Raw genomic sequence first — 22,766 nt, forward strand, 5'->3', positions numbered from 1 at the left:
TAGCGCTGTCCCCACCCGGGGATACCGCTACATCGCCGACATGGAGCCGGTCAAGCCGGCCTCACTGCTCTGACCGGCCGACGGGCTCATGGCGTGCCGACGCCCCGGACGGTGGGTCGAGGTCCGGGCTGTCCTGGGACGAGATGGCGGTCGAGACGAGACTGGCTGCCACCGGCTGCACCGGCGCGACGTCGTCGGGCGTACGCAGCCGGGGCGGTGCGGGCATCCACGGCTTCAGGTTCTGGATGATCTGCTCGTAGAAGTCGTCGATCGCGTGCAGCACGGAGTCGATGAACGCGCCCCGGCCGGTGCCGCGTTTGGTGCCCGCCGGGGTGCTCTGGGCGACCCGGAAGGCACGCAGCTCGCGGGACGGATCGGCGATCAGCGTGGTGGGCTCCTCGCGTACCCGGCGCAGGAGATCGGTCGCACCGCCGCCCCGGGCATGCATGGCGAACGCCTCGATCCGCACGGTGTCCGGTGCATCCTTCAGTTGCCGGACCAGCCAGTTCACCCTCGTCGTCGGGCGACCGGAGCGGGGAGCGTCCACGTCGACATGACAGACGATCTGCCCGGCCCGCAGGTCGGCCGTGACCTGAAGTGCTCCGACCGCCCCGGGAATCCTGATGCTGCCCGTCAGGCTCCCGGTGGTGACGAGCTGGTTCACCAGCGACTGGCTGCGAGCGGCCGGGTCGGCGAGATCCCGGCGACTCAGCGCGGGGGTGACCTCGGTGCCCAGCTGCCGGCCGAGCCGCAGGCAGGCGTAGCGGATCAGCGCGTCGAAGCGGCCGGCCACCTCCGCCGCGCCGCTGTCGTTCGCCCGTATGGTCCCGGCGGAGACCCCGTCGCGCACCGGCACCCAGGCCGGTCCCATGTCGCTGAACTCCAGCGCGCCGGAGCGGGGGTGCTCCAGATACCTGATCAGCTCGCCGAGGACCCATGCCTGGTCCGGGTCGGCCACGCCGCGGTACTCCTTCTGGAGTACCGCCTGGGTCAGGATCTCGGTCCAGGGCAGGTGGTACAGGGCGACCTTGCGCAGCTTGCGGCGGTCGACGGCGGTGGGATGCTGGCCCGGGACGGGCGCGATCTCGTTGGAGATCGTGACGAGGGCGTCGAAGCCCTGCTCCCGGGCGATGTCGAGGTACGCCTCCAACTGCTCGGTCTTCAGGGCGTTGCTGCCGGTCTTCACCTCGACCAGCGCGGTCCACTGGCGCTGCCCCCGGGTGACCCGGATCAGGCCGTCGGGGAAGAACTGCTGGGTGCCGAGTTTGAAGGGCACCTCGATGAAGGTCTGCACCGTGCCGGCCGGCGCACCGAGGGACTGGGTCAGGACCCGCCCGAATTCCCGTACCGCGCTCATCACCGCCAGCAGGGCGGACGTCGCCCGGCGTTCCTGCTCCGCTGCGCCGTTGATGCCTGAGGTGGGGATCAGGCGGGCGGCGAGCCAGGTCTCCTCGGACATGCGATGACTCCTCGTGAAGGCGGTGGTACGAGAAGTTACTCGGCGAACAGGGGAGAAACCGGCGCGACTGTGGACGCGAACGAACCGAAGAAGCTGCCTGGTCGGAGGGCAGTCGATCCTCCCGGCCGGCTGCGGTCGTCAGACGGAGAGGTCGACATCACCGCTTTGGGCCAAGAGGACACTTCTGTCCGGTAGTGGACTGCGGCCGGTGGATCGGCCTCGCCCGAGCCGGCAGCTCCGCCCATCGCCACGGCGCAGCCCGCTCCGGTCTGGTCGTGAAGGCGACGACCTGCGTGAGCCCTGATTGACGTGACGTGTCGGGGAACATATGTTCGACGTGTGGGGGAAAGATCCGGAGCCGACGAGGTCGCCGCCGCGCCGCCGGGTGGCCAGCAGGCCACCGGACCCGCGCCGACACCTAGGATCAGGCCCATGGACCGGGCGACGGTGGAACGGGCGGCGCTGGTGGCGCTGCTACGCCAGTCCGACCTGAGCTGGTCTGATGTCACCCACGAGGTCCAGGAAACCGGTACCGCGCTCGGCGTGCTCGCGCGGGTGGTCGGCGGGGCGGACACCCTGTTTCCCGACACCCGCTCGGTCGACTCGCTCATCGAGGCGGCGGCTGGAGACCTGCTGGCCTGGCAGACCGAGGGCATCACCGTCCGTGCCTTCTTCGACGAGGACTACCCGTCCCAGCTCCGCGACATCCGGGAGATGCCGCCGGTGCTGTTCGCGCGGGGATCCCTGCGGCCCGATCCCCGTGCGATCGCGGTGGTCGGCAGCCGGGAAGCCAGTAACCGTGGCCTGGAGGTAGCCGGGTCGGTGGCGACCTCGTTGGTCAGGCGGGACGTCACCGTGGTCAGCGGCCTGGCGAAGGGGATCGACACCGCGGCGCACGAGGCGGCGCTCGCGGCCGGTGGGCGCACGGTCGCGGTCATCGGCACCGGCATCCGTCGCCACTATCCCGCCGGCAACCAGGCGCTCCAGGAGCACATCGCCGGGGTGGGACTGGTGATCAGCCAGTTCTGGCCGGACGCCGCCCCGACGAAGCAGAGCTTCCCGATGCGTAACGCCGTGATGAGCGGTTACGCCGCCGCGACCGTCGTCGTGGAAGCCGGCGAACGCAGCGGAGCCCGCATCCAGGCGCGGCTGGCGCTCCAGCACGGCCGTCCGGTGGTGCTCACCGAGCAGGTCATGCGGCACGACTGGGCGCGCTCGTTCGCCGACCGCCCCGGGGTCCACGTCGCACGCGGCACGATGGAGTTGATAGAGGCGGTGGATGCCATCCTCGACCAGGTGCCGACCGCCCCTGAGTTGGAGGGTTTTCCTGAGTTCGCCAACCTCTGACCCCTGGGCCAGGGTCCGGGGCTATGTCGAGACCCAGCGGAACTTCCTGCGCAACCCGCTGGCCGCCGGGGAACTGGTCTGCCCGATCTGCCGAGGAGTTCGCAGCGCCGGCTATGCGTACTGCTATCCGTGTCAGGAGCAGCACACGGAGTCCGGCGGGTTGCTCGCCGACGTGGTGGTGCCGATCTCGTACTCTCCGCGCAACGGCCAGCATCATCACCATCTGCGGTCGTACAAGTCCACTCCGGCGTCAGCGCAGGCGAGGTGGAATCTGCTGGCGCTGCTACTGCTGTTCCTGAGGAACCACCTCGACTGCGTGGCCGGTGGTATGGGCGGTGCACCGACCCACGTCGTCGCCGTGCCCAGCACCCGGGGGCGGCCCGGTCCGCACCCCCTGCAACAGATGGTCGGCGACCGGCTGGGGTTGCCCTGGCTCGCCGCCGTACCGAATCCCCGCTACGGCCCCGATGCCCGACGGTTCCAGCGCGACTGGTTCACTGTCCGGCTTCCTGGCCCCGCAGGTTCCGCTCGACCCCTGGTCCTCGACGACACCTGGACGACCGGCTCTCGGGCGCAGTCGCTCGCACACACGCTCAAGACCGCCGGCGCCTCGACGGTAGGTGTCGTGGTGCTCGGTCGGCACGTCAACCCGGAACACGCGGCGTCCCGGCCCCTGCTCAAACTGATCGAGGAGCCGGTGTTCGACCTGACGGTGTGTGCTGTCGAGCGCTGAGCGTGCCACCGGCCCGCCGGGGCCTCCTCCTACTCCGGGACGCGACGGTACGCGCCGTCGCTGGCCGAGGTGGCCATCGAGGCGTACGCGCGCAGGGCCGCGGACACCGGGCGCTGCCGGTCGAGCGGGGTGTAGGGCCGCTCCCGCTTCTCCTGCGCCACCCGGCGGGCCGTCAGCACGTCCTCGGGCACGTTCAGCTCGATGGACCGGGCCGGGATGTCGATGACGATCTCGTCGCCGGGCTCGACCAGCGCGATCAGGCCACCGGAGGCCGCCTCGGGGGAGGCGTGCCCGATGGACAGCCCGGAGGTGCCGCCGGAGAACCGGCCGTCGGTGAGCAGCGCGCAGGACCGGCCCAGCCCGCGCCCCTTGAGGAACGAGGTGGGGTAGAGCATCTCCTGCATGCCGGGGCCGCCCCTGGGGCCCTCGTAGCGGATCACCACCACGTCCCCGGCGACGATCTCCTTGGCGAGGATCGCTGAGACCGCGTCGTCCTGGGACTCGTAGACCTTGGCCGGGCCGCGGAAGGTCAGGCACTCCTCGGGCACCCCGGCGGTCTTGACCACGCAGCCGTCCGGCGCGATGTTGCCGTGCAGGATGGCCAGCCCGCCGTCCGCGCTGTAGGCGTGCTCCCGGTCCCGCACGCAGCCCTGCGCGGCGTCGGTGTCCAGGGTCGACCAGCGGTTGGTGGTGGAGAAGGGCTCGACGGTACGCACCCCGCCCGGCGCGGCGTGGAACAGCTCGACCGCCGCCGGGGTGGGTGAGCCGCCCCGGACGTCCCAGTCGGTGAGCCACTGGGCCAGCGAGGGGGAGTGCACCGCGTGCACGTCGCGGTGCAGCAGGCCGGCGCGGTCCAGCTCGCCGAGGATGGCGGGGATGCCGCCGGCCCGGTGCACGTCCTCCATGTGGTAGTTCGGCGAGTTCGGGGCGACCTTGGCCAGGCAGGGCACCCGGCGGGAGACGGCGTCGATGTCGGCGACGGTGAAGTCGAGTTCGGCCTCGCGGGCGGCGGCGAGCAGGTGCAGGATCGTGTTGGTCGATCCGCCCATCGCCACGTCGAGGGCGACCGCGTTGTCGAACGCCTTGCGGTTGGCGACGGCACGGGGCAGCACGGAGGCGTCGTCGGCGTCGTACCAGCGCTTGGCGATGTCCACGACGGTGCGGCCGGCCTCGACGAAGAGCGACCGGCGCGCGGCGTGGGTGGCCAGCGTCGAGCCGTTGCCGGGCAGGGCCAGGCCGATCGCCTCGGTGAGGCAGTTCATCGAGTTGGCGGTGAACATGCCGGAGCAGGAGCCGCAGGTCGGGCAGGCGGAGCGCTCGATCTCGCCGAGCTGGTCGTCGGTGACCGCCTCGTTGGAGGAGGCGATCATCGCGTCGATCAGGTCGATCTTGGAGTGCACCACGCCCTCGACGGCCACCGTCTTGCCGGCCTCCATCGGGCCGCCGGAGACGAAGACGGTCGGGATGTTGAGCCGCAACGCGGCCAGCAGCATCCCGGGGGTGATCTTGTCGCAGTTGGAGATGCAGACCAGGGCGTCCGCGCAGTGCGCGTTGACCATGTACTCCACCGCGTCGGCGATCAGCTCCCGGCTGGGCAGCGAGTAGAGCATCCCGCCGTGGCCCATGGCGATGCCGTCGTCCACGGCGATGGTGTTGAACTCGCGCCCCACCCCGCCGGCCTCGGCCACCGCGTCCGCGACCAGGCCACCCATGTCCTTGAGGTGGACGTGACCGGGGACGAACTGGGTGAAACTGTTCGCGATGGCGACGATCGGCTTGCCGAAGTCGTCGTCGGTCATCCCGGTGGCCCGCCAGAGGGCCCGGGCGCCGGCCATCGTCCGACCGTGGGTGGAGGTCCTCGACCGCAGCTCAGGCATGGGTACCAGTCTTGCACCGTCCGTCCGGCGGCAACCACCGCGCGCGCCCGTGTCCCAACAGTTGCACACCCGGTACCCCGTGGCGGGTGCCGATCCGGCACAGTTGGGGTCGTGCGTTTACCCCCGGGCATGGTCGCCGTGGCGGTGTTGAGCGGCCTGCTCGCCGCCGCCGCCACCGCGCTGCTGGCCGACTCGGCCCGGCGGCGGGGCGGGCCGCACCGCCAGGCGCACCTGCTGTTCGCGCTGGCCGCCGCGATCGCCCTGGTCACCCTGGGCGCCGGTGCCGTCGCGCTGCTCGGGGCGACCGAGCACGGGGCGCACCAGCGCGGGCGGCACATGGGCTGGGCGTCGGTGATCGCCGTCGGCACCGCGCTGACCGGGCTGGCGTTCTGCGCCGGGCTGCTCCGGCTGCCCGGCGCGATGGCGGCCCGGGCCGCCGCCGCCCGGCTGCTGCTCGACGGGCTGATCGTGGCCACCTCGATCTGGTTCGTCGGCTGGGTGCTCCTCTCGGAGCCGACCCGGCTGCTCGGGCCGGGCACGCCGAGCGCCTGCCCGGCGATCCTGCTCGCCTCGGTGACCGCGGCGCTCACCGCCGGGCTCACCGGGATGGTGGTGGCCCGCGCCGACGGCCCCCGGATCCGGCTGGCCGTGCTCGGCACCGGCATCACCGCGACCGCCACCGGTGGTCTCGTGGTGGCCGCCGGGGTCTGCCAGGGCGGCTCGGGGATGGCGGTGACCGGGATGGCGCTGCTCGCCGTGGGCCTGCTCGCCGGGGCGCTCGCGGTGCACCGGGTGGACGCCCCCGGCCAGGTCGACATCGACCTGATCCGCCGGGACGGGGAGTACGCCTTCATCCCGATGTTCGCGATGGCCGCCTCGGCGATGTACCACCTCGTGCAGGGCGGCCGGTTCGACGCGCTGGGCATCGTCGCCGGCAGCCTGGAGGGGTTCGCGCTGGTCACCCGGCAGTACCTCACCCTCAACGACGTCCGCCGGTACGCCGGCCGGCTGGCCGAACGGGAGGCGCACTTCCGGGAGTTGGCGCACACCGATCCGCTGACCGCCCTGGCCAACCGGCGCGGCCTGCTGCGCGAGATGCAGCGCTGTGCCAGCGAGGGGGCCGACTGCGTGCTGCTCGGGCTCGACCTGGACGGCTTCAAGAACGTCAACGACATGCGTGGCCACGACGTCGGCGACATGGTGCTGGCCGAGGTGGGCCGGCGGCTGCGGGGCAACCTGCGCCCCGGCGACCTGGCTGCCCGGCTGGGTGGCGACGAGTTCGCGGTGCTGATGCGGGGGCGGCCGGCGGAGGCGGACGCGGTGGCGGAGCGGCTGCTGGGGGTGCTCGGCCGGCCGTACGACCAGGCCGGTGGCGCGGTCTTCCTGTCGGTCAGCATCGGGGTGGCCGGGCAGGGCGGCGACCCGGACGTGGTCGGCCTGCTGCGCCACGCCGACCTGGCGCTGCGCTACGCCAAGCAGCGCGGCAAGAACCGGGTCGAGCGCTACGACGGCAGCTACGACCGGTTGCTGACCCGGCGTACCCGGCTGGAGCACGAGCTGCGCGGCGCGATCGAACGCGACGAGCTGCGGCTGGCGTTCCAGCCGGTGGCCTCGCTGCCCTCGGTGCGGCCGGTGGGCGCCGAGGCGCTGCTCCGTTGGCACCACCCCGAGCTGGGCAACGTCCGCCCGGACGAGTTCATCCCGCTGGCCGAGGAGTGCGGGATGATCGCCAAGTTGGGGGCCTGGGTGCTGCACCAGGCGTGCTGGCAGCTGTCCCGCTGGCTCGCCGACGGCCACGACGTCTGGGTGTCGGTCAACGTCTCGCCGCACGAGCTGCACGCCCCGGAGTACGTGGTGCAGGTGGCCGAGGCGCTGCGCGCCCACCACGTGCCGCCGCAGCGGCTGGTGCTGGAGGTGACCGAGCACGCCGTCGCCACCGACCTGGACGAGCTGATCCGCCGGTTGACCGCGCTACGGCTGACCGGTGTCCGGATCGCGCTGGACGACTTCGGCGCGGGGTACTCGTCGCTGGGGCAGCTCCGCCGGCTGCCGATCGACATCCTCAAGATCGACCACAGCCTGGTCGCCGAGCACGAGCCGGTCCGTCCGGTGGGCCGGGACGGCCCGGCCTTCGCCCCGATGGTCGACATCGTCATGCGGCTGGGCCACCAGCTCGGCCTGGAGGTGATCGCCGAGGGGGTCACCACCCCGACGGAGCTGGCCGCGGTGGTGGCCGCCGGGTGCCGGTTCGGGCAGGGCGCGCTCTTCGGCTGGGGGGTGCCGGCCGAGCACCTGGAGGCGATGCTGGAGGCGGCCACCTCGCCGGGTGCCCGTCCGGCGTCGGCCCCGCCGGCCCCGCCGCCCGTGCCGCCCCGACCGGCCCCGTCGCCGTTGCTGCCCCGGCTGCGGTCCCATCCGCCCGCGTCGCCGCCGGTGCCCGCCCCACGCCCCCCGCAGGGTGAGTCCGCGCAGGCCGGACCGGTTGACGAGGCACCCGCCGGGGATGGCGTCCCCCGTTCGTGAACCAACATGTGGGATCAGTTGACTCATCGCGTGAGATGCGTCAGGCTTGGCCCATGTCGTCGAACCGGTCGCTGCGAGTACTTACCTGAGCGCACTCTCCCGCTGTCGAGAGTGCGCTGGCCCCGTGCATCTGCACGAGGGCCGTTTTTGTTGCCGTCGGAACCCCGGGGCGCGGCACGCGCCCCTGTCGCACCTGTCGTAGCAGCTCCACCCAACTCCAGCCGAAGGCCTGAACCGCCATGACGAGACCCACGCCAGAGACCCTCGCCCACTCCGCCCGGCGGGCCCGCACGGTCACCGAGCCGACCGGCGACGCCGACCCCACCACCCCGCCGCGCGGCACCGCCGCCGCGGCCACCCCGGCCGTACGGCCGTCCGGGCCGGTCCCGGTCTCCGGTGCCGGTTCGTTGGTGCGGTCCCTCGAGGCGCTCGGCGTCGACGTCGTCTTCGGGATTCCCGGCGGGGCGATCCTGCCCGCGTACGACCCGCTCTACGACTCCTCGGTGCGGCACATCCTGGTCCGGCACGAGCAGGGCGCGGGTCACGCCGCCACCGGGTACGCGCAGGCCACCGGCCGGGTCGGCGTCTGCATCGCCACCTCCGGGCCGGGCGCGACGAACCTGGTCACCCCGATCGCCGACGCGTACATGGACTCGGTGCCGATCGTCGCGATCACCGGTCAGGTGTCCCGCCCGATGATCGGCACGGACGCCTTCCAGGAGGCGGACATCCAGGGCATCACCCTGCCGATCACCAAGCACAACTTCCTGGTGCAGACGGCCGAGGAGATCCCGCAGGTGCTCGCCGAGGCCTTCCACCTGGCCGCGACCGGGCGTCCCGGGCCGGTGCTGGTGGACATCCCCAAGGACGTCCTCCAGGCGGCGACCACCTTCTCCTGGCCGCCCACCCTGGACCTGCCCGGCTACCGGCCGACCCTGCACCCGCACGGCAAGCAGATCCGGGAGGCGGCCCGGCTGATGGGCGGCGCCCGTCGGCCGGTGCTCTACGTCGGTGGCGGGGTGCTCAAGGCCGGTGCGTCCGAGCCGCTGCTCCGGCTGGCCGAGCTGACCGGCATCCCGGTGGTGACCACCCTGATGGCGCTGGGGGCGTTCCCCGACTCGCACCGCCAGCACCTGGGCATGCCCGGCATGCACGGCACCGTGGCCGCCGTCTACGGGCTGCAGAAGGCCGACCTGATCGTGGCGCTGGGTGCCCGGTTCGACGACCGGGTGACCGGCAAGCTGGACTCGTTCGCCCCGGACGCGACGGTGGTGCACGCCGACATCGACCCGGCCGAGATCGGCAAGAACCGGCACGTCGACGTCCCGATCGTGGGTGACGCCCGGCACGTCATCGACGAGCTGATCGCGGCGGTGACGACCGAGCAGAAGGCCGGCCGCCGGGCCGACCTGACCGACTGGTGGACCCAGCTCGACGACCTGCGCGAGCGGTACCCGCTGGGCTACGACGAGCCCGCCGACGGCACCCTCTCCCCGCAGTACGTGATCAAGCGGCTGGGCGAGATCGCCGGCCCGGAGGCGATCTACGTGGCGGGGGTCGGCCAGCACCAGATGTGGGCGAGCCAGTTCATCTCGTACGAGAAGCCGGGCACCTGGCTCAACTCCGGCGGCCTCGGCACCATGGGGTACGCCGTCCCGGCGGCGATGGGCGCGAAGGTCGGCCGGCCGGACGCGGTGGTCTGGGCGGTGGACGGCGACGGTTGTTTCCAGATGACCAACCAGGAGCTGGCCACCTGCGCGTTGGAGGGCATCCCGGTCAAGATCGCCCTGATCAACAACGGCAACCTGGGCATGGTCCGGCAGTGGCAGACCCTGTTCTACGAGGGGCGCTACTCCAACACCGAGCTGGGCACCCACAAGCACCGCATCCCGGATTTCGTCAAGCTGGCCGAGGCGCTCGGCTGCATCGGCCTACGCTGCGAGAACGCCGCCGACGTCGACAAGACGATCGAGGCGGCGATGGCGATCACCGACGCTCCCGTGGTGATCGACTTCGTGGTCGGCAAGGACGCGATGGTCTGGCCGATGGTCGCCGCCGGCACCAGCAACGACGAGATCATGTTCGCCCGGGGCGTCCGCCCGACGTTCGACGAGGACGACATCTGACATGAGTGCCCGATTCCCCGGGACCGTGCGGTGGCACGGACCGACCGAGCGAAGCGAGACGGTGGCATGACCCTGCACACCCTGTCCGTGCTGGTGGAGAACAAGCCGGGTGTCCTGGCCCGGGTCTCCGGCCTGTTCTCCCGGCGCGGGTTCAACATCGACAGCCTGGCCGTCGGCGAGACCGAGAACCCCGACGTCTCGCGGATCACCATCGTGGTCAACGCCGACTCGTCCCCGCTGGAGCAGGTCACCAAGCAGCTCAACAAGCTGGTCAACGTACTCAAGATCGTTGAGTTGGATCCGCAGGTCTCGGTGGCCCGGGAGCTGCTGCTGGTCAAGGTCCGGGCGGACCGTACCGCCCGGGCGCAGGTGCTGGAGACGGTCGCCCTGTTCCGGGCCCGGGTGGTCGACGTCGCGCCGGACACCCTCACCATCGAGGCCACCGGCACCCCCGACAAGCTCGACGCGCTGCTGCGCGACCTGGAGCCGTTCGGGATCAAGGAGATGGTCCAGTCGGGCACGGTGGCGATCGGTCGGGGTTCGCGCTCGATCACCGCCGGCCCCGCGCTGCGCGCCGCCTGACCGCGCCGCCCCCCGCCACCGCACACAGTCCACGACGGTCCGACGAGACCGCCGTACGAAAGGGAAGTCAATGAGCGTTGAGGTGTACTACGACGACGACGCCGACCTGGGCCTGATCCAGGGCCGCAAGGTCGCCGTGATCGGGTACGGCAGCCAGGGCCACGCCCACGCGTTGTCGCTGCGCGACTCCGGTGTCGACGTGGTGATCGGCCTGCCGGCGGGCTCCAAGAGCCGCCCGAAGGCCGAGGAGCAGGGCCTGCGGGTGCTCACCCCGGCCGAGGCGTCGGCCGAGGCGGACGTGATCATGATCCTGGCGCCGGACACCGCCCAGCGGACCATCTACGCCGAGTCGATCGCGCCCAACCTCGCCCCGGGCAAGGCGATCTTCTTCGGTCACGGCTTCAACATCCGGTACGGCCTGATCACCCCGCCGGCCGACGTGGACGTGGCGATGGTCGCCCCGAAGGGCCCCGGTCACCTGGTCCGCCGCCAGTACGTTGACGGCAAGGGCGTGCCCTGCCTGGTCGCCGTCGAGCAGGACGCCAGCGGCAACGCCTTCCCGCTCGCCCTGGCGTACGCCAAGGGCATCGGCGGCACCCGCGCCGGCGCGATCAGGACCACCTTCACCGAGGAGACCGAGACCGACCTCTTCGGCGAGCAGGCGGTCCTCTGCGGCGGCGCGGCGGCCCTGGTGCAGACCGGTTTCGAGGTGCTCACCGAGGCGGGCTACGCCCCCGAGGTGGCCTACTTCGAGTGCCTGCACGAGCTGAAGCTCATCGTCGACCTGATGTACGAGGGCGGCATCGCCCGGATGCGGTACAGCATCTCCGACACCGCCGAGTACGGCGACCTGTCCCGGGGCCCGCGCGTGGTCGACTCCCGGGTCAAGGAGGAGATGCGCAAGATCCTCGGTGAGATCCAGTCCGGCGAGTTCGCCCGCGAGTGGGTGGCCGAGGACGACGCCGGTCGGCCGAACTTCGCCAAGTGGCGGGCCGAGGGCGCCGCGCACCCGATCGAGGAGACCGGCCAGAAGCTGCGCTCCATGATGAGCTGGGTGGACCGCCCGCTCACCGAGACGGCCTGATCCACCCGCCGCGCCGACTCCCGGTAGGCACCCGGTAGGCACCCGGCGGGCCGAGCCCCTGGCTGGGCGCTCGGCCCGCTGGGCATCCGTCCGGTGCTCGCTCGCTGGCCACCCCGCGGTGCTCGCGCCCCGCTGGGCATCCGCCTGCTGAGCCCTTGGCGCGTTGAGGCTGCGCGGTTGGGGTGCGCGGTGCGTTGAGCCTGCCGCTCGCTGGGCGGTCGGCGGGCTGCTCTGGTCGTCGCCTTCGTCGGGCGCGTGTCGCGGCTGACCATTATCCCGGGAGAGAGCGGTATGCCTGACAGGCATAAATATGCCTGTCAGGCATACCGCTCTCTGCGTAACCAGGGGTGAGCGGTCGTCGCAGCACACCGCACGTGTCCGTGGCCGCAAGGTTCCGCGTGGCCGCATAACGCATGTCGCACGTGCTGTAGGGCCGTAAGGCTCCGTATGGCAGCACATACTGCGCGGCCGCATGTACCCCATGCCGGCCGGGTCCGCGATGGGCGCACGTGCTGCGTGGGTGCGCCGTGCGCAGGGCCTGGTTCACCTGGCGGGACGGGGTGATCGATGCCTCACCGGCCCCGGTCGGCCCGCGCCGCGCGTCGACGGGCCGGATGAACGGCGGATGACCGGCGTGCGACAACGCTGTGTGAGGGCGCTCACCCCGTACTCCGGGGCGTGCCGACCGGGGCGGCCCCTACCATCCTTGGTGGGGTGCGTGACCGGCACCTGACGGCCATGGCACGGATCGGCGCAGGGCGCATCGCGGCGCCCGGTCGCCCCGGCCGACCTAAGACGACGTCTACGAGGACCGATGAATCCTGTCGTACTGATCGCCGAAGAACTCGCTCCCGCCGCCATCGAGGTGCTCGCGCACGACTTCGACGTGCGCCACGTCGACGGCACCGACCGTCCCGCCCTGCTCTCCGCGCTGGCGGAGGCCGACGCGGTCATCGTGCGCAGTGCCACGCAGATCGACGCCGAGGCGATCTCCGCCGCGCCGCGCCTGAAGGTGGTCGCCCGGGCCGGCGTCGGGCTGGACAACGTCGAGGTCCCGGCCGCGACCGCACGGGGCGTCATGGTCGTCAACGCCCCCACCTCCAACATCGTCTCCGCCGCCGAGCAGGCCGTCGCGCTGCTGCTCGCCGTCGCGCGGAACACCGCCAGCGCCAGCGCCGCGCTCAAGGCCGGCGAGTGGAAGCGGTCCAAGTACACCGGCGTCGAGTTGCAGGGCAAGACCGTCGGGGTGGTCGGCCTCGGCCGGATCGGCGTGCTGTTCGCGCAGCGCATCGCCGCCTTCGGCACCCGGCTGATCGCGTACGACCCCTACATCCAGCCGGCCCGCGCCGCCCAGCTCGGCGTCCGCCTGGTGGGGCTGGAGGAGCTGCTGCGGGAGGCCGACTTCATCTCCATCCACCTGCCGAAGACCCCGGAGACGGTCGGCCTGATCGGCGAGAAGGAGCTGGCGATCGTCAAGCCGGGCGTCCGGATCGTCAACGCCGCCCGCGGTGGCCTGGTCGACGAGCAGGCGCTGGCCGACGCGATCGCCGAGGGCCGGGTCGCCGGCGCCGGTGTCGACGTGTACGCCAAGGAGCCGTGCACCTCCTCGCCGCTGTTCGCCTTCGACAACGTGGTGGCCACCCCGCACCTGGGCGCCTCCACCCACGAGGCGCAGGACAAGGCCGGCCTGGCCGTGGCCAAGAGCGTCAAGCTGGCGTTGCAGGGCGAGTTCGTGCCGGACGCGGTGAACGTGCAGGCCGGCGGCGTCGTCGCCGAGGACGTCCGGCCGCTGCTGCCGCTGGCCGAGAAGCTGGGCCGGGCGTTCACCGCGGTGGCCGGCGGGGTGGCCGCCAGCGTCACCGTCGAGGTACGCGGCGAGATCGTCAACCACGACGTGTCGGTGCTCAAGCTCGCCGCCACCAAGGGGCTGTTCAGCTCGGTGGTCGAGGAGCAGGTGACCTATGTCAACGCGCCGCACCTGGCCGCGGAGCGGGGCGTCGAGGTGGCCCTGGTCACCCAGGCCGAGACGGCCGACCACCCGAACCTGGTCACGGTGCGGGGCGCGCTGCCCGACGGCCGCACGGTCAGCGTCTCCGGCACGGTCGCCCACACCGGCGCCCGGGACGTCCTCAAGCTCACCGAGGTGGACGGGTTCGACGTGGAGATCGGCGCGGAGGGCATCCTGCTCTTCCTGCGCTACGCCGACCGGCCTGGTGTGGTCGGCACCGTCGGCACGCTGCTCGGCGAGGCCGGCATCAACATCGCCGCCATGCAGGTGGCCCGTCGGGAGGCCGGCGGCGAGACGCTGATGACCCTCACCGTCGACCAGGCGCTCGGCGCGGACCTGCTCACCTCGGCGGCCGACTCGATCGGGGCGACCGCCGCCAGCGCGGCGGACCTGCGCGACGAGTAGCCCCACCGCACCGCTTACGGAAGGACCCGACCGGCCCGGTCGGGTCCTTCCGTCGTCCACGGCGGCCGGGGGACGTCGGGGTCAGCCGACGACCCGGACGCGCCGGGGCCAGCGGGCGGCAGGGGACATCGGGCGACCCGTACGGGTCGGGGTCAGCGGGTGGCCCGGGACGGCGGCGGGTAGACCGAGCCGTCCTGCGGGTCGAAGAGCATGAGGTCGTACTCGCCGGCCAGCCGCTCGATGTCCAGCAGCACCTGGTCCGGGCAGGTCGGGACGAGGTTCAGGGCCACGTGGTCGGCGGCGGCGTGCAGCGGCGAGACCTCCCAGGGTGTGCCCTGGTGGGCGGGCCGGTCGGGATAGGAGGCGGTGAGGGCGCGGTAGAAGCCGACCACCCGGGGATCCGGATACCGGTCGCCGTGCTGCCCCTCGCGGCACCGTTGCACCGCCGACCGGACGTCGTCCGGCGTGGCCCCGTCGTGGAGGGCCCACACGCTCAGATCGAAACTCACGGCGGACAGCGTGCCATCACGCGTTCACCCGGGCGACACTGCCCCGCCGTGCTGACCGCGGGTGGTCGGGAGTGTCCGGTGGATACCGTCCGCTGTGGAGCCTCTTGCGTCGAGTTGCGTCGATTCGCTACCGTACCGGTGCGGTCACCGGAAACATCGAGGCAGCGGCCCGTCTTCGGGTGACGAGGTCGACCGTCCGATCGGCCGGTCCGCACCCCTCGAATGCGCGAGCCACGCGCACTCGTCGTTGACCGGCCCCCACGGTCGTTGCCGAGACCGTGGGGGCCGATCGCCGGCCCGTCGACCGCGCCACCCCGTGGACCCCCTCCACAGGTCGGCCGACGCGCCGCGGCACCGCTCAGCGGCGCCGGTGGGCGAAGAGAGCCTGATATGCCGAGTCGGCGCGGAACCACGACAGCCCCACCGGCCCGGCCGCGTACAACGCGGTCGCGTAGGCGTCGGCCACGGCCAGGTCCGGGCCGACGACGGTCGCGGCGACCAGCTGCCCGGCCGGTTCCCCGCTGTGCGGGTCGACCACGTGCCCCTGCCGGCCGCTCACCCCGGAGGTGCCCACCGCGCCGGCCGTCATCTCCAGCACCAGCGGGGCGCGTCGACCGTCGGTCGGGTGGTGCACGGCCACCCGCCAGGGGCCGCCGTGCGCGGCGTGTCCCCGTACCGTCAGGTCGGCGCCGGAGAGCACCGCGTAGTCGGTGATGCCGGCGGCGCGCAACCGGGTCGCGGCCCGCTCCACCGCCCAGCCGTTGAGCAGGCCGCCGGGGTCGAATCCGCCGGGGACGGCCCAGGCGTCGAACCAGCCGTCGGTGGCGGCCCGCATGGCCGCGCACCGGTCGACCAGGTCGGTCAGCGGCGGGTACGACTCGGGGCTGATCTCCCCGCGCCGCAGCCGGGACACCAGGCTCTCCGGCCGGTTCGGTCCGTAGGTGAGGTCGATGGCCCGCAGCTCGGCGACGGCGTCGCGCAGCGCGTCGCCGACCGCCCGGCGGCCCAGCTCCTCCGGGGCGTTGAGCAGGAGGGAGTACTCGGCGGTGCCGGTCCGGACGCGGTGCTGCACGGCGATCCGGCCGCCGGGCGCGTCACCGGGCCGGTCGACGCGGTGGCTGCGGGCGCCCAGGCGCAGGTCGGGTCGACGCCGGGAGAACGTCGCCTGGTCCACCCAGCGGGTGCGCGGTTGCGCGTCCAGTCGGCCTGGCCCCTGCTGCTGCTCGGTCCGCATCATCCTGCTCCTTCACGACGGTGCCGCGGCATCGCGGCCGGTCCGTCGCGGGCCCTGCGGCCCGTCGATGAGGAGGACCCTAGGCAGTGGAGATGACCGCACCATGAATGCTGCCTGGGAGCCTGCTGAGCGTTTGTGCTTCCCAGATCATGGAAGGCCCGTACCGGGAGCCGGGACGGCGACGTACCGTTCTCGGCAACGGACGAGGTGAGGAGTGCGGGTGGCGAGGATCGCGGTGGTGGCCGGGGACGGGATCGGACCCGAGGTGGTCGCGCAGGCCCTCAAGGTCCTCGACGCCGTGCTGCCCGGCGTCGAGGCGACGGAGTACGACCTGGGCGCGGCGCGGTACCACCGTACCGGCGAGGTGCTGCCCGACTCCGTACTGACCGAGCTGGCCGGTCACGACGCCATCCTGCTCGGCGCGGTCGGCGACCCGACCGTGCCGCCCGGCGTGCTGGAGCGCGGCCTGCTGCTGAAGCTCCGCTTCGCCTTCGACCAGTACGTCAACCTGCGTCCGTCCCGGCTCTGGCCCGGGGTGGCCGGGCCGCTGGCCACCGTGAAGCCGGGCGAGGTCGACCTGGTCGTCGTCCGGGAGGGCACCGAGGGCCTCTACGCCGGGGCCGGGGGCAGCCTGCACCGGGACACCCCGGCCGAGGTGGCCACCGAGGAGAGCCTGAACACCCGGCACGGGGTGGAGCGGGTCGTCCGGGACGCGTTCGCCCGCGCCGGTCGGCGGGAACGCCGCAAGGTCACCCTGGTCCACAAGACCAACGTGCTGACCCACGCCGGGTCGCTGTGGGCGCGGACGTTCGCCGCCGTCGCCGCCGAGCACCCCGACGTCGACACCGAGTACCAGCACGTCGACGCCGCGGCCATGTTCCTGGTCACCCAGCCCCAGCGGTACGACGTGGTGGTGACCGACAACCTCTTCGGTGACATCCTCACCGACATCGCCGCCGCGGTGACCGGCGGGATCGGCCTCGCGGCCAGCGGCTGCATCAACCCCACCGGGGCGTACCCGTCGATGTTCGAGCCGGTGCACGGCTCGGCGCCGGACATCGCCGGCAAGGGGGTCGCCGACCCGGTGGCCGCCGTGCTCTCCGCCGCGCTCCTGCTCGACCAGCTCGGCCACGCGGACGCCGCCGCCCGGGTGACCGGCGCGGTCGCCGCGGAGCTGGCCGCCCGGACGCCGGGTGTGCCGTTGCGCACCGACGAGGTGGGGGACCGGCTCGCCGCCCAGGCGGTGGCCTGATCCCACCCGGGCGGAGCTACCCGCTGAACGACCGTTCGGGTAGGTTTCTGGCATCAGCTCGGTGCGCGGTCCCCGCGCGCCGTCCAATCGCAGGGAGGTCAGCGCGATGAGCGGTGGTGACATGCTCGATTTCGAGATCCGTCCGAATAGCGCGCCGGTATCCGCCGTCGAGCGGGCCGCCCTGCTGGCCAACCCCGGGTTCGGCCAGGTCTTCACCGACCACATGGTGACGATCCGGTACGCCGACGGCAAGGGCTGGTACGACCCCCGGGTCGAGGCCCGGGCGCCGATCCCGATGGACCCGGCCAGTGCCGTCCTGCACTACGCGCAGGAGATCTTCGAGGGGCTGAAGGCGTACCGGACGGCCGACGGGTCGGTCACCATGTTCCGCCCGGAGGCGAACGCGGCCCGGTTCGTCGAGTCCGCCCGGCGGATGGCCATGCCGGAGCTGCCGGCGGAGCTGTTCGTCGAGTCGCTGCACCGGCTGGTCGAGATCGACCGGGAGTGGATCCCCGAGGCCGCCGACGCCAGCCTCTACCTGCGGCCCTTCATGTTCGCCAGCGAGGTCTTCCTCGGGGTCCGCCCCGCCAAGGAGTACCTCTACTGCGTCATCGCCTCGCCGGCCGGCGCGTACTTCGCCGGCGGCGTCAAGCCGGTCACGGTCTGGGTCTCCCCGGACTACACCCGGGCCGCCCCCGGCGGGACCGGCGCGGCCAAGTGCGGCGGCAACTACGCCGCGTCGCTCTCCGCGCAGGCGGAGGCGATCGAGGCCGACTGCGACCAGGTGGTCTTCCTGGACGCGGTGGAGCGTCGCTACGTCGAGGAACTGGGCGGCATGAACGTGTTCTTCGTCTACGACGACGGCACCGTGGTCACGCCGCCGCTGAACGGCACGATCCTGCCCGGCATCACCCGGGACGCACTGCTCTCCCTCGCCACCGCCGCCGGGCACCAGGTGGTGGAGCGCCCGATCAGCTTCGCCGAGTGGCAGGCCGACGCGGAGAGCGGCCGGCTGCGCGAGGTCTTCGCCTGCGGCACCGCCGCGGTGATCACCCCGATCGGCCGGGTGCGCTTCCCCGGGGGCGAGTTCGTGATCGGCGGTGGCGAGGCGGGACGCTCCACCACCGCGCTGCGGGAGCGGCTGGTGGCGATCCAGCGCGGCGAGGCCCCCGACCCGCAGGGCTGGGTGCGCCGCATCCTCTGACCTGCACCGCCGGCATGCCGGGGCCGTCACTGTCCATGCACCGTCACTGTCCATGCACGCCGCCGCCCCGGAACCGTCGACGTCCCGGGGCGCGGTCGGTGGCTACTCCGCTGGGGCGTCCTGCTCCAGCAGGTGGTCGCGGAGGGCGGCGAGCTGGGCGTCGGTGACCCCGGCGTGCCGCAGGTAGTCCTCGATCGACCCGTGCCGCTGGCGGAGTTCGTCGAGGAAGAGCGCCATCGCCTCGGCGGGAGAGCCCAGGAACGGCGCGGGCGGCTTCTGAGCGTCCGGCATCGCCTCCGCCAACCAGGCGCTGAACCGTTCGGACGCCTCGGTGCTCAGCGCGTAGTCCTCGGCGATCCGGTCGTCGTCGACGCCGAGCACCGCCAGGGTCAGCGCGCAGACGATGCCGGTGCGGTCCTTGCCCGCGACGCAGTGCACCAGGACCGGCGCGTTGGCGCTGTCGGCGATCAGGCCGACCGCCTCGGCCAACCCGGCGGTGCCGGTCTCGGCGAGGTCGGCGTACCGGTCGGCGAGGTAGCGGGCCAGGCTGGTGTCCGGCTCGTGCGCCCGTAGCCCCCACTCGGCGTGCTCGGGGTGGATGTGCCGGTAGGCCAGCCCGTCCAGGTCGGGCACCCGGCCGTCCCGGTCCACCTCGGACGGGCGACGCAGGTCGATCACGGTGCGGATGCCGAGGGCGGCGAAGGCCTCCCGGTCGGTGCCGTCGATCCGGTGCGGAGAGTCCGACCGGTAGAGCCGGCCCCAACGGACGACACGACCGTCCCGGCCGGGGTAGCCGCCGACGTCGCGGAAGTTGAACATCGCGGAGAACGGGATGCGGCGGCTGTCCTCGATGGGGTTCATCCGGACACGGTAACGGTCGGCGGGGCGTGTCCGCGCCCCCACCGACGGTGCTCTCCGCGGCCCGACCCGGGTACCGTCCGTTAACCCGATCCGGGTGGCCTCCGCGCCCGATCCGGGTGGCCTCCGCGCCCGATCCGGTACCCTCCGCGCGCGGCTACCGGGCGGTGCCGGGGGGCAGGTTGCCGTAGGTGTCGTCGTAGTAGCCGCCCAGTCTGTCCCGGTAGTCCGGGTCGCCGTGGCTGGTCTCGTCGTACTCGGGAGCGGCCCTGATCTGGTCCCTGGTGCGGTCGACGTGGACCCTGCGGTCGTCGTGGTCGACCTGGGCGACGGTGCCGGCGGGGAGCATCACCTTCCTGCCGAAGATCCAGGGGCCGGTGTCCACGACCAGGTAGCTGCCGCCCACCTCGTGGCTCGCCCCGTCGATCCTGCCGATGCCGCCGTCGGTCGCCTCGACCCGGTAGCCGACCAGGTCGACGTCGGCGACCCCGGCCTCGTCGCGGTAGCTCCACGGGTTGAACGCCCCGCCGGGGGCGCCGCCGGCGATCGCTCCCTGCCCGTCGTCGACGATCGGGTCGGTGCTGCCGTGGGCGGAGTGCGGGTCGAGCCGGTCCATGGGAGCTCCTGCCTCGGCTGTCGTCGTCGCTGTCGCTGGCGGGGAAAGTGCCTGCTGTCCGCACCCGGGTACCCGGCTGTGCCGCCGTGCACACCCGTCCCGACATGTGGATTATGCCTCCCAAAACCGGGACGGGGTGGCAGAGTGGCGACCGTGACCAGCTCCGCCCGCATTATTGGCAGCTAGCGCGCCGGCCAACCCCTCCGCCGAGCGCGCAGACCTCCCGCATCCGCGGGGGGTCTTTTTGTTGCTCCCCCAAGATCCGATGAAGGGACTCTCGATGACGTTCCAGGTCTACGACACCACGCTGCGCGACGGCGCCCAGCGCGAGGGGCTCAGCTACTCGGTGGTCGACAAGCTCGCGGTGGCCCGGCTGCTCGACGAGTTCGGTGTCGGCTTCATCGAGGGCGGGTGGCCGGGTGCCGTACCGAAGGACACCGAGTTCTTCCGCCGGGCCCGCACCGAGCTGCCCCTACGGCACGCCCTGCTGGTCGCCTTCGGCGCGACCCGCAAGGCCGGGGTGGCCGTCGCCGACGACCCGCAGGTCCGCGCGCTGCTCGACGCGCAGACCCCGGCCGTCGCCCTGGTCGCCAAGGCCGACATCCGGCACGTCGAACGCGCGCTGCGCACCACCGGCGCGGAGAACCTGGCGATGGTCCGGGACACCGTCGCCCACCTGGTCGCCGAGGGACGACGGGTCTTCGTCGACGGCGAGCACTTCTTCGACGGGTACCGGCACGACCCGGCGTACACCGCCTCGGTGGTCGAGACCGCGCTCGCGGCGGGGGCCGAGCGGTTCGTGCTCTGCGACACCAACGGCGGCATGTTGCCGTCCCGGGTGACCGCCGCGATCACCGACCTGACCGCGCGGACCGGGATCGCCCCGGAGTCGTTCGGCATGCACGCCCAGAACGACACCGCCTGCGCGGTGGCCAACACGATCGCGGCCGTCGAGGCCGGGGTCCGGCACGTGCAGGGCACCGCCAACGGGTACGGCGAGCGCCCCGGCAACGCCGACCTCTTCGCCGTCGTGGCCAACCTCCAGCTCAAGCTCGGGCTGCCCGTCCTACCCGACGGCTGCCTGGAACAGATGGTGCGGGTCTCGCACGCCATCGCCGAGATCGCCAACATTGCCCCCGACACCCACCAGGCGTACGCCGGGGCCGCCGCCTTCGCCCACAAGGCGGGGCTGCACGCGAGTGCGATCAAGGTCGACCCGTTGCTCTACAACCACGTGGACCCGTCGGTGGTGGGCAACGACATGCGGATCCTGGTGACCGAGATGGCCGGCCGGGCCAGCATCGAGCTGAAGAGCCGCGAGCTGGGTCTTGACCTGGCCGGCCATCCGGACGCCGTGTCGAAGGTGACCGCCCGGGTCAAGGAGCTGGAGGCGGGCGGCTGGTCGTTCGAGGCCGCCGACGCCTCGTTCGAGCTGCTGGTCCGCTCCGAGCTGCCGGACGCCGCCCCGGCGCGGCCGTTCGCGCTGGAGTCGTACCGGGTGCTGGTCGAGCACCGGGAGGACGGCGCGGTGGTCTCCGAGGCCACCGTGAAGATCCGGGTACGCGGTGAGCGGGTGATCGCCACCGCCGAGGGCAACGGCCCGGTCAACGCCCTCGACGAGGCACTGCGGGTCGGGATGTCCAAGCACTATCCGGAGCTGCGGCACTTCGAGCTGGCCGACTACAAGGTACGCATCCTGGAGGGCACCCACGGCACCGGCGCGGTGACCCGGGTGCTGGTGGAGACCGCCGACGGCACCGGCCGGGACTGGACCACCGTGGGGGTGCACCCCAACGTGGTCGAGGCGTCCTGGCACGCGTTGGTCGACGCCCTCACCTACGGTCTCGACCAGGCGGCCGTCTCCAACGGCCATTCATGAATGGTTGGGCCTTCACCTTTCGCAATTTCCAGAATCGTTTTCCGGATAGCGAAACGCAATGATCAACTATTGACGGTCCCCTTTTGGCGGTGTTACGTTCCTCGTGGTTGAGGCGCCACAACGGAGCGTAGTAATCCCTGCTCAGGCCGGGTATGTGGGGTTGGTTGACAGACCATTCGGCCCCGGCGGGGCTATCTGCTCCCGCCTTTTCCGGCTTGCCCGCAGTAACCATCCGGCCCACCGAACGGCGGGTCGGCCGTATCGCCACGGTCACAAAAGGGAGACCTGTCATGGCCACATTCTTCAGGCGTAAGGCGGCGGCGGTGACGCTCGGCGTCCTGGCGCTCACCCTGGCCGGCGGCGGGATCGCCGCCGCACAACCGGCGACCAAGGCCCCGGCCGAGGTGGCTCAGCCGGGTGCCCGGCTGGCCGGTGCCACCGGTCAGCCGCCGGTGACGGCAGCCGAAGCCAAGCAGGCCCGTGCGGCGCTGAAGGCCGCGCTCGCCCCGCCGGCCTCGGGCTCGGTCGCCTGGGCGGTCGTCGCCAGCGACGGCACCCTGCTCCAGCACTCGGCGAACGTCGTGTCGTCGACCAGGTACGGCACCGGGCAGTACCAGGTGCTGCTCGACTACAGCGTGGTCGGGAAGGCGTTCCAGGCCACCATCGGCACGAACGACCAGTTCAACGTGCCGCCGGCCGGCGAGATCTCGGTCGCCCCGCGCAACCAGACCCCGAACGGCGTCTTCATCCAGACGTACAGCTCCGGCGGCTCGGTATCGAGCAAGCCGTTCCACCTGTTCGTCGCCAACTGACGCCCGGCCGCGTCGACGGTGCCGGCCCCCAGCCCGGGGGTCGGCACCGTCCGTCGTGGAGCCTCCGGCGCCGCCGGTGACCTCCCCCGGCGGCCGGCCCGTCGTCGGCGGCGGTGGCCCCGAGCCGCTCCCCGGCGGCGGTGGCCCCGGGCCGCGGTCGATGGCAGTGGCCCCGGGCCGCCGCTCCGCACCCCGACCGGGGTCGATGGACCGGGAGGGGTGACCGGCCGGAACGAGGTTGCCGCCCGAACGGGCGGG

At 72.5% G+C, this 22,766-nt stretch carries 17 protein-coding genes; 11 read left to right on the forward strand and 6 right to left on the reverse strand.

The genetic code is table 11. From position 1 onward, the window contains the following. Positions 1 to 61: 61 nt before the first annotated feature. A complete protein-coding gene (locus O7625_RS14190; protein WP_282346418.1) occupies positions 62 to 1,459 on the reverse strand; it encodes a stress response protein in 1,398 nt (465 codons plus the stop codon). Positions 1,460 to 1,891: 432 nt separating this feature from the next. Here O7625_RS14190 and O7625_RS14195 point away from each other — a divergent pair, with 432 nt between their 5' ends. Together O7625_RS14195 and O7625_RS14200 are read left to right on the forward strand one after the other, a co-directional pair. After that, on the forward strand, positions 1,892 to 2,806 hold the full coding sequence (locus O7625_RS14195) for a DNA-processing protein DprA (RefSeq protein ID WP_282346420.1): 915 nt from the start codon (positions 1,892 to 1,894) through the stop codon (positions 2,804 to 2,806). Positions 2,807 to 2,966: 160 nt separating this feature from the next. Then, positions 2,967 to 3,539: a phosphoribosyltransferase gene (locus O7625_RS14200; protein WP_282346422.1), complete on the forward strand. Its 573-nt coding sequence runs from the start codon at positions 2,967 to 2,969 to the stop codon at positions 3,537 to 3,539. Between the two features lie 29 nt (positions 3,540 to 3,568). Here O7625_RS14200 and ilvD read toward each other — a convergent pair whose 3' ends face one another. Further along, positions 3,569 to 5,416: a dihydroxy-acid dehydratase gene (ilvD, locus tag O7625_RS14205; protein WP_282346424.1), complete on the reverse strand. Its 1,848-nt coding sequence runs from the start codon at positions 5,414 to 5,416 to the stop codon at positions 3,569 to 3,571. Positions 5,417 to 5,527: 111 nt separating this feature from the next. Between ilvD and O7625_RS14210 the strand changes: the two genes are divergently transcribed. From O7625_RS14210 to serA, 5 genes are all read left to right on the forward strand, one after another. Then, entirely contained in the window at positions 5,528 to 7,939 is a 2,412-nt protein-coding gene (locus O7625_RS14210; protein WP_282346426.1) for a bifunctional diguanylate cyclase/phosphodiesterase, read from the forward strand. Positions 7,940 to 8,178: 239 nt separating this feature from the next. Beyond that, complete coding sequence (locus O7625_RS14215; protein ID WP_089004012.1) at positions 8,179 to 10,065, forward strand: acetolactate synthase large subunit; 1,887 nt, start codon at positions 8,179 to 8,181, stop codon at positions 10,063 to 10,065. Between the two features lie 66 nt (positions 10,066 to 10,131). Continuing rightward, on the forward strand, positions 10,132 to 10,647 hold the full coding sequence (ilvN, locus tag O7625_RS14220) for an acetolactate synthase small subunit (RefSeq protein ID WP_282346430.1): 516 nt from the start codon (positions 10,132 to 10,134) through the stop codon (positions 10,645 to 10,647). 70 nt (positions 10,648 to 10,717) lie between these two features. Then, positions 10,718 to 11,731 (forward strand): ketol-acid reductoisomerase, encoded by a 1,014-nt coding sequence (gene ilvC, locus O7625_RS14225; protein ID WP_067307040.1) that lies wholly within the window; start codon positions 10,718 to 10,720, stop codon positions 11,729 to 11,731. Positions 11,732 to 12,545: 814 nt separating this feature from the next. Then, complete coding sequence (gene serA, locus O7625_RS14230) at positions 12,546 to 14,144, forward strand: phosphoglycerate dehydrogenase (RefSeq protein ID WP_282346432.1); 1,599 nt, start codon at positions 12,546 to 12,548, stop codon at positions 14,142 to 14,144. Positions 14,145 to 14,296: 152 nt separating this feature from the next. Here serA and O7625_RS14235 read toward each other — a convergent pair whose 3' ends face one another. Both O7625_RS14235 and O7625_RS14240 read right to left on the reverse strand, forming a co-directional pair. Then, the gene (locus O7625_RS14235; protein ID WP_282346433.1) at positions 14,297 to 14,653 is read right to left on the reverse strand and encodes a hypothetical protein; all 357 of its coding nucleotides are present in this window, start codon (positions 14,651 to 14,653) and stop codon (positions 14,297 to 14,299) included. 358 nt (positions 14,654 to 15,011) lie between these two features. Next, a complete protein-coding gene (locus tag O7625_RS14240; protein ID WP_282346944.1) occupies positions 15,012 to 15,887 on the reverse strand; it encodes an FAD:protein FMN transferase in 876 nt (291 codons plus the stop codon). 220 nt (positions 15,888 to 16,107) lie between these two features. Between O7625_RS14240 and O7625_RS14245 the strand changes: the two genes are divergently transcribed. Then, positions 16,108 to 17,139 (forward strand): 3-isopropylmalate dehydrogenase, encoded by a 1,032-nt coding sequence (locus tag O7625_RS14245; RefSeq protein WP_282346434.1) that lies wholly within the window; start codon positions 16,108 to 16,110, stop codon positions 17,137 to 17,139. Positions 17,140 to 17,245: 106 nt separating this feature from the next. Continuing rightward, positions 17,246 to 18,343 (forward strand): branched-chain amino acid aminotransferase, encoded by a 1,098-nt coding sequence (locus O7625_RS14250; RefSeq protein ID WP_067310997.1) that lies wholly within the window; start codon positions 17,246 to 17,248, stop codon positions 18,341 to 18,343. 102 nt (positions 18,344 to 18,445) lie between these two features. Here O7625_RS14250 and O7625_RS14255 read toward each other — a convergent pair whose 3' ends face one another. Then, positions 18,446 to 19,204: a tyrosine-protein phosphatase gene (locus O7625_RS14255; RefSeq protein ID WP_282346435.1), complete on the reverse strand. Its 759-nt coding sequence runs from the start codon at positions 19,202 to 19,204 to the stop codon at positions 18,446 to 18,448. Positions 19,205 to 19,358: 154 nt separating this feature from the next. After that, entirely contained in the window at positions 19,359 to 19,817 is a 459-nt protein-coding gene (locus O7625_RS14260; RefSeq protein ID WP_282346436.1) for a PRC-barrel domain containing protein, read from the reverse strand. 280 nt (positions 19,818 to 20,097) lie between these two features. Between O7625_RS14260 and cimA the strand changes: the two genes are divergently transcribed. Beyond that, entirely contained in the window at positions 20,098 to 21,696 is a 1,599-nt protein-coding gene (cimA, locus tag O7625_RS14265) for a citramalate synthase (protein WP_282346437.1), read from the forward strand. A gap of 290 nt (positions 21,697 to 21,986) precedes the next feature. Beyond that, on the forward strand, positions 21,987 to 22,508 hold the full coding sequence (locus O7625_RS14270; RefSeq protein ID WP_067311012.1) for a hypothetical protein: 522 nt from the start codon (positions 21,987 to 21,989) through the stop codon (positions 22,506 to 22,508). Positions 22,509 to 22,766: the final 258 nt, after the last annotated feature.

The organism is Micromonospora sp. WMMD714, assembly GCF_029581315.1.
Classification (GTDB): domain Bacteria; phylum Actinomycetota; class Actinomycetes; order Mycobacteriales; family Micromonosporaceae; genus Micromonospora; species Micromonospora rifamycinica.

Coding starts and splice junctions, on each gene's coding strand:
- ilvD (WP_282346424.1), bottom strand. CDS start 5,416: ATGCCTGAGCTGCGGTCGAGGACCTCCACCCACGGTCGGACGATGGCC.
- O7625_RS14240 (WP_282346944.1), bottom strand. CDS start 15,887: ATGCGGACCGAGCAGCAGCAGGGGCCAGGCCGACTGGACGCGCAACCG.
- ilvN (WP_282346430.1), top strand. CDS start 10,132: ATGACCCTGCACACCCTGTCCGTGCTGGTGGAGAACAAGCCGGGTGTC.
- cimA (WP_282346437.1), top strand. CDS start 20,098: ATGACGTTCCAGGTCTACGACACCACGCTGCGCGACGGCGCCCAGCGC.
- serA (WP_282346432.1), top strand. CDS start 12,546: ATGAATCCTGTCGTACTGATCGCCGAAGAACTCGCTCCCGCCGCCATC.
- O7625_RS14255 (WP_282346435.1), bottom strand. CDS start 19,204: ATGAACCCCATCGAGGACAGCCGCCGCATCCCGTTCTCCGCGATGTTC.
- O7625_RS14250 (WP_067310997.1), top strand. CDS start 17,246: ATGAGCGGTGGTGACATGCTCGATTTCGAGATCCGTCCGAATAGCGCG.
- O7625_RS14260 (WP_282346436.1), bottom strand. CDS start 19,817: ATGGACCGGCTCGACCCGCACTCCGCCCACGGCAGCACCGACCCGATC.
- ilvC (WP_067307040.1), top strand. CDS start 10,718: ATGAGCGTTGAGGTGTACTACGACGACGACGCCGACCTGGGCCTGATC.
- O7625_RS14195 (WP_282346420.1), top strand. CDS start 1,892: ATGGACCGGGCGACGGTGGAACGGGCGGCGCTGGTGGCGCTGCTACGC.
- O7625_RS14270 (WP_067311012.1), top strand. CDS start 21,987: ATGGCCACATTCTTCAGGCGTAAGGCGGCGGCGGTGACGCTCGGCGTC.
- O7625_RS14215 (WP_089004012.1), top strand. CDS start 8,179: ATGACGAGACCCACGCCAGAGACCCTCGCCCACTCCGCCCGGCGGGCC.
- O7625_RS14190 (WP_282346418.1), bottom strand. CDS start 1,459: ATGTCCGAGGAGACCTGGCTCGCCGCCCGCCTGATCCCCACCTCAGGC.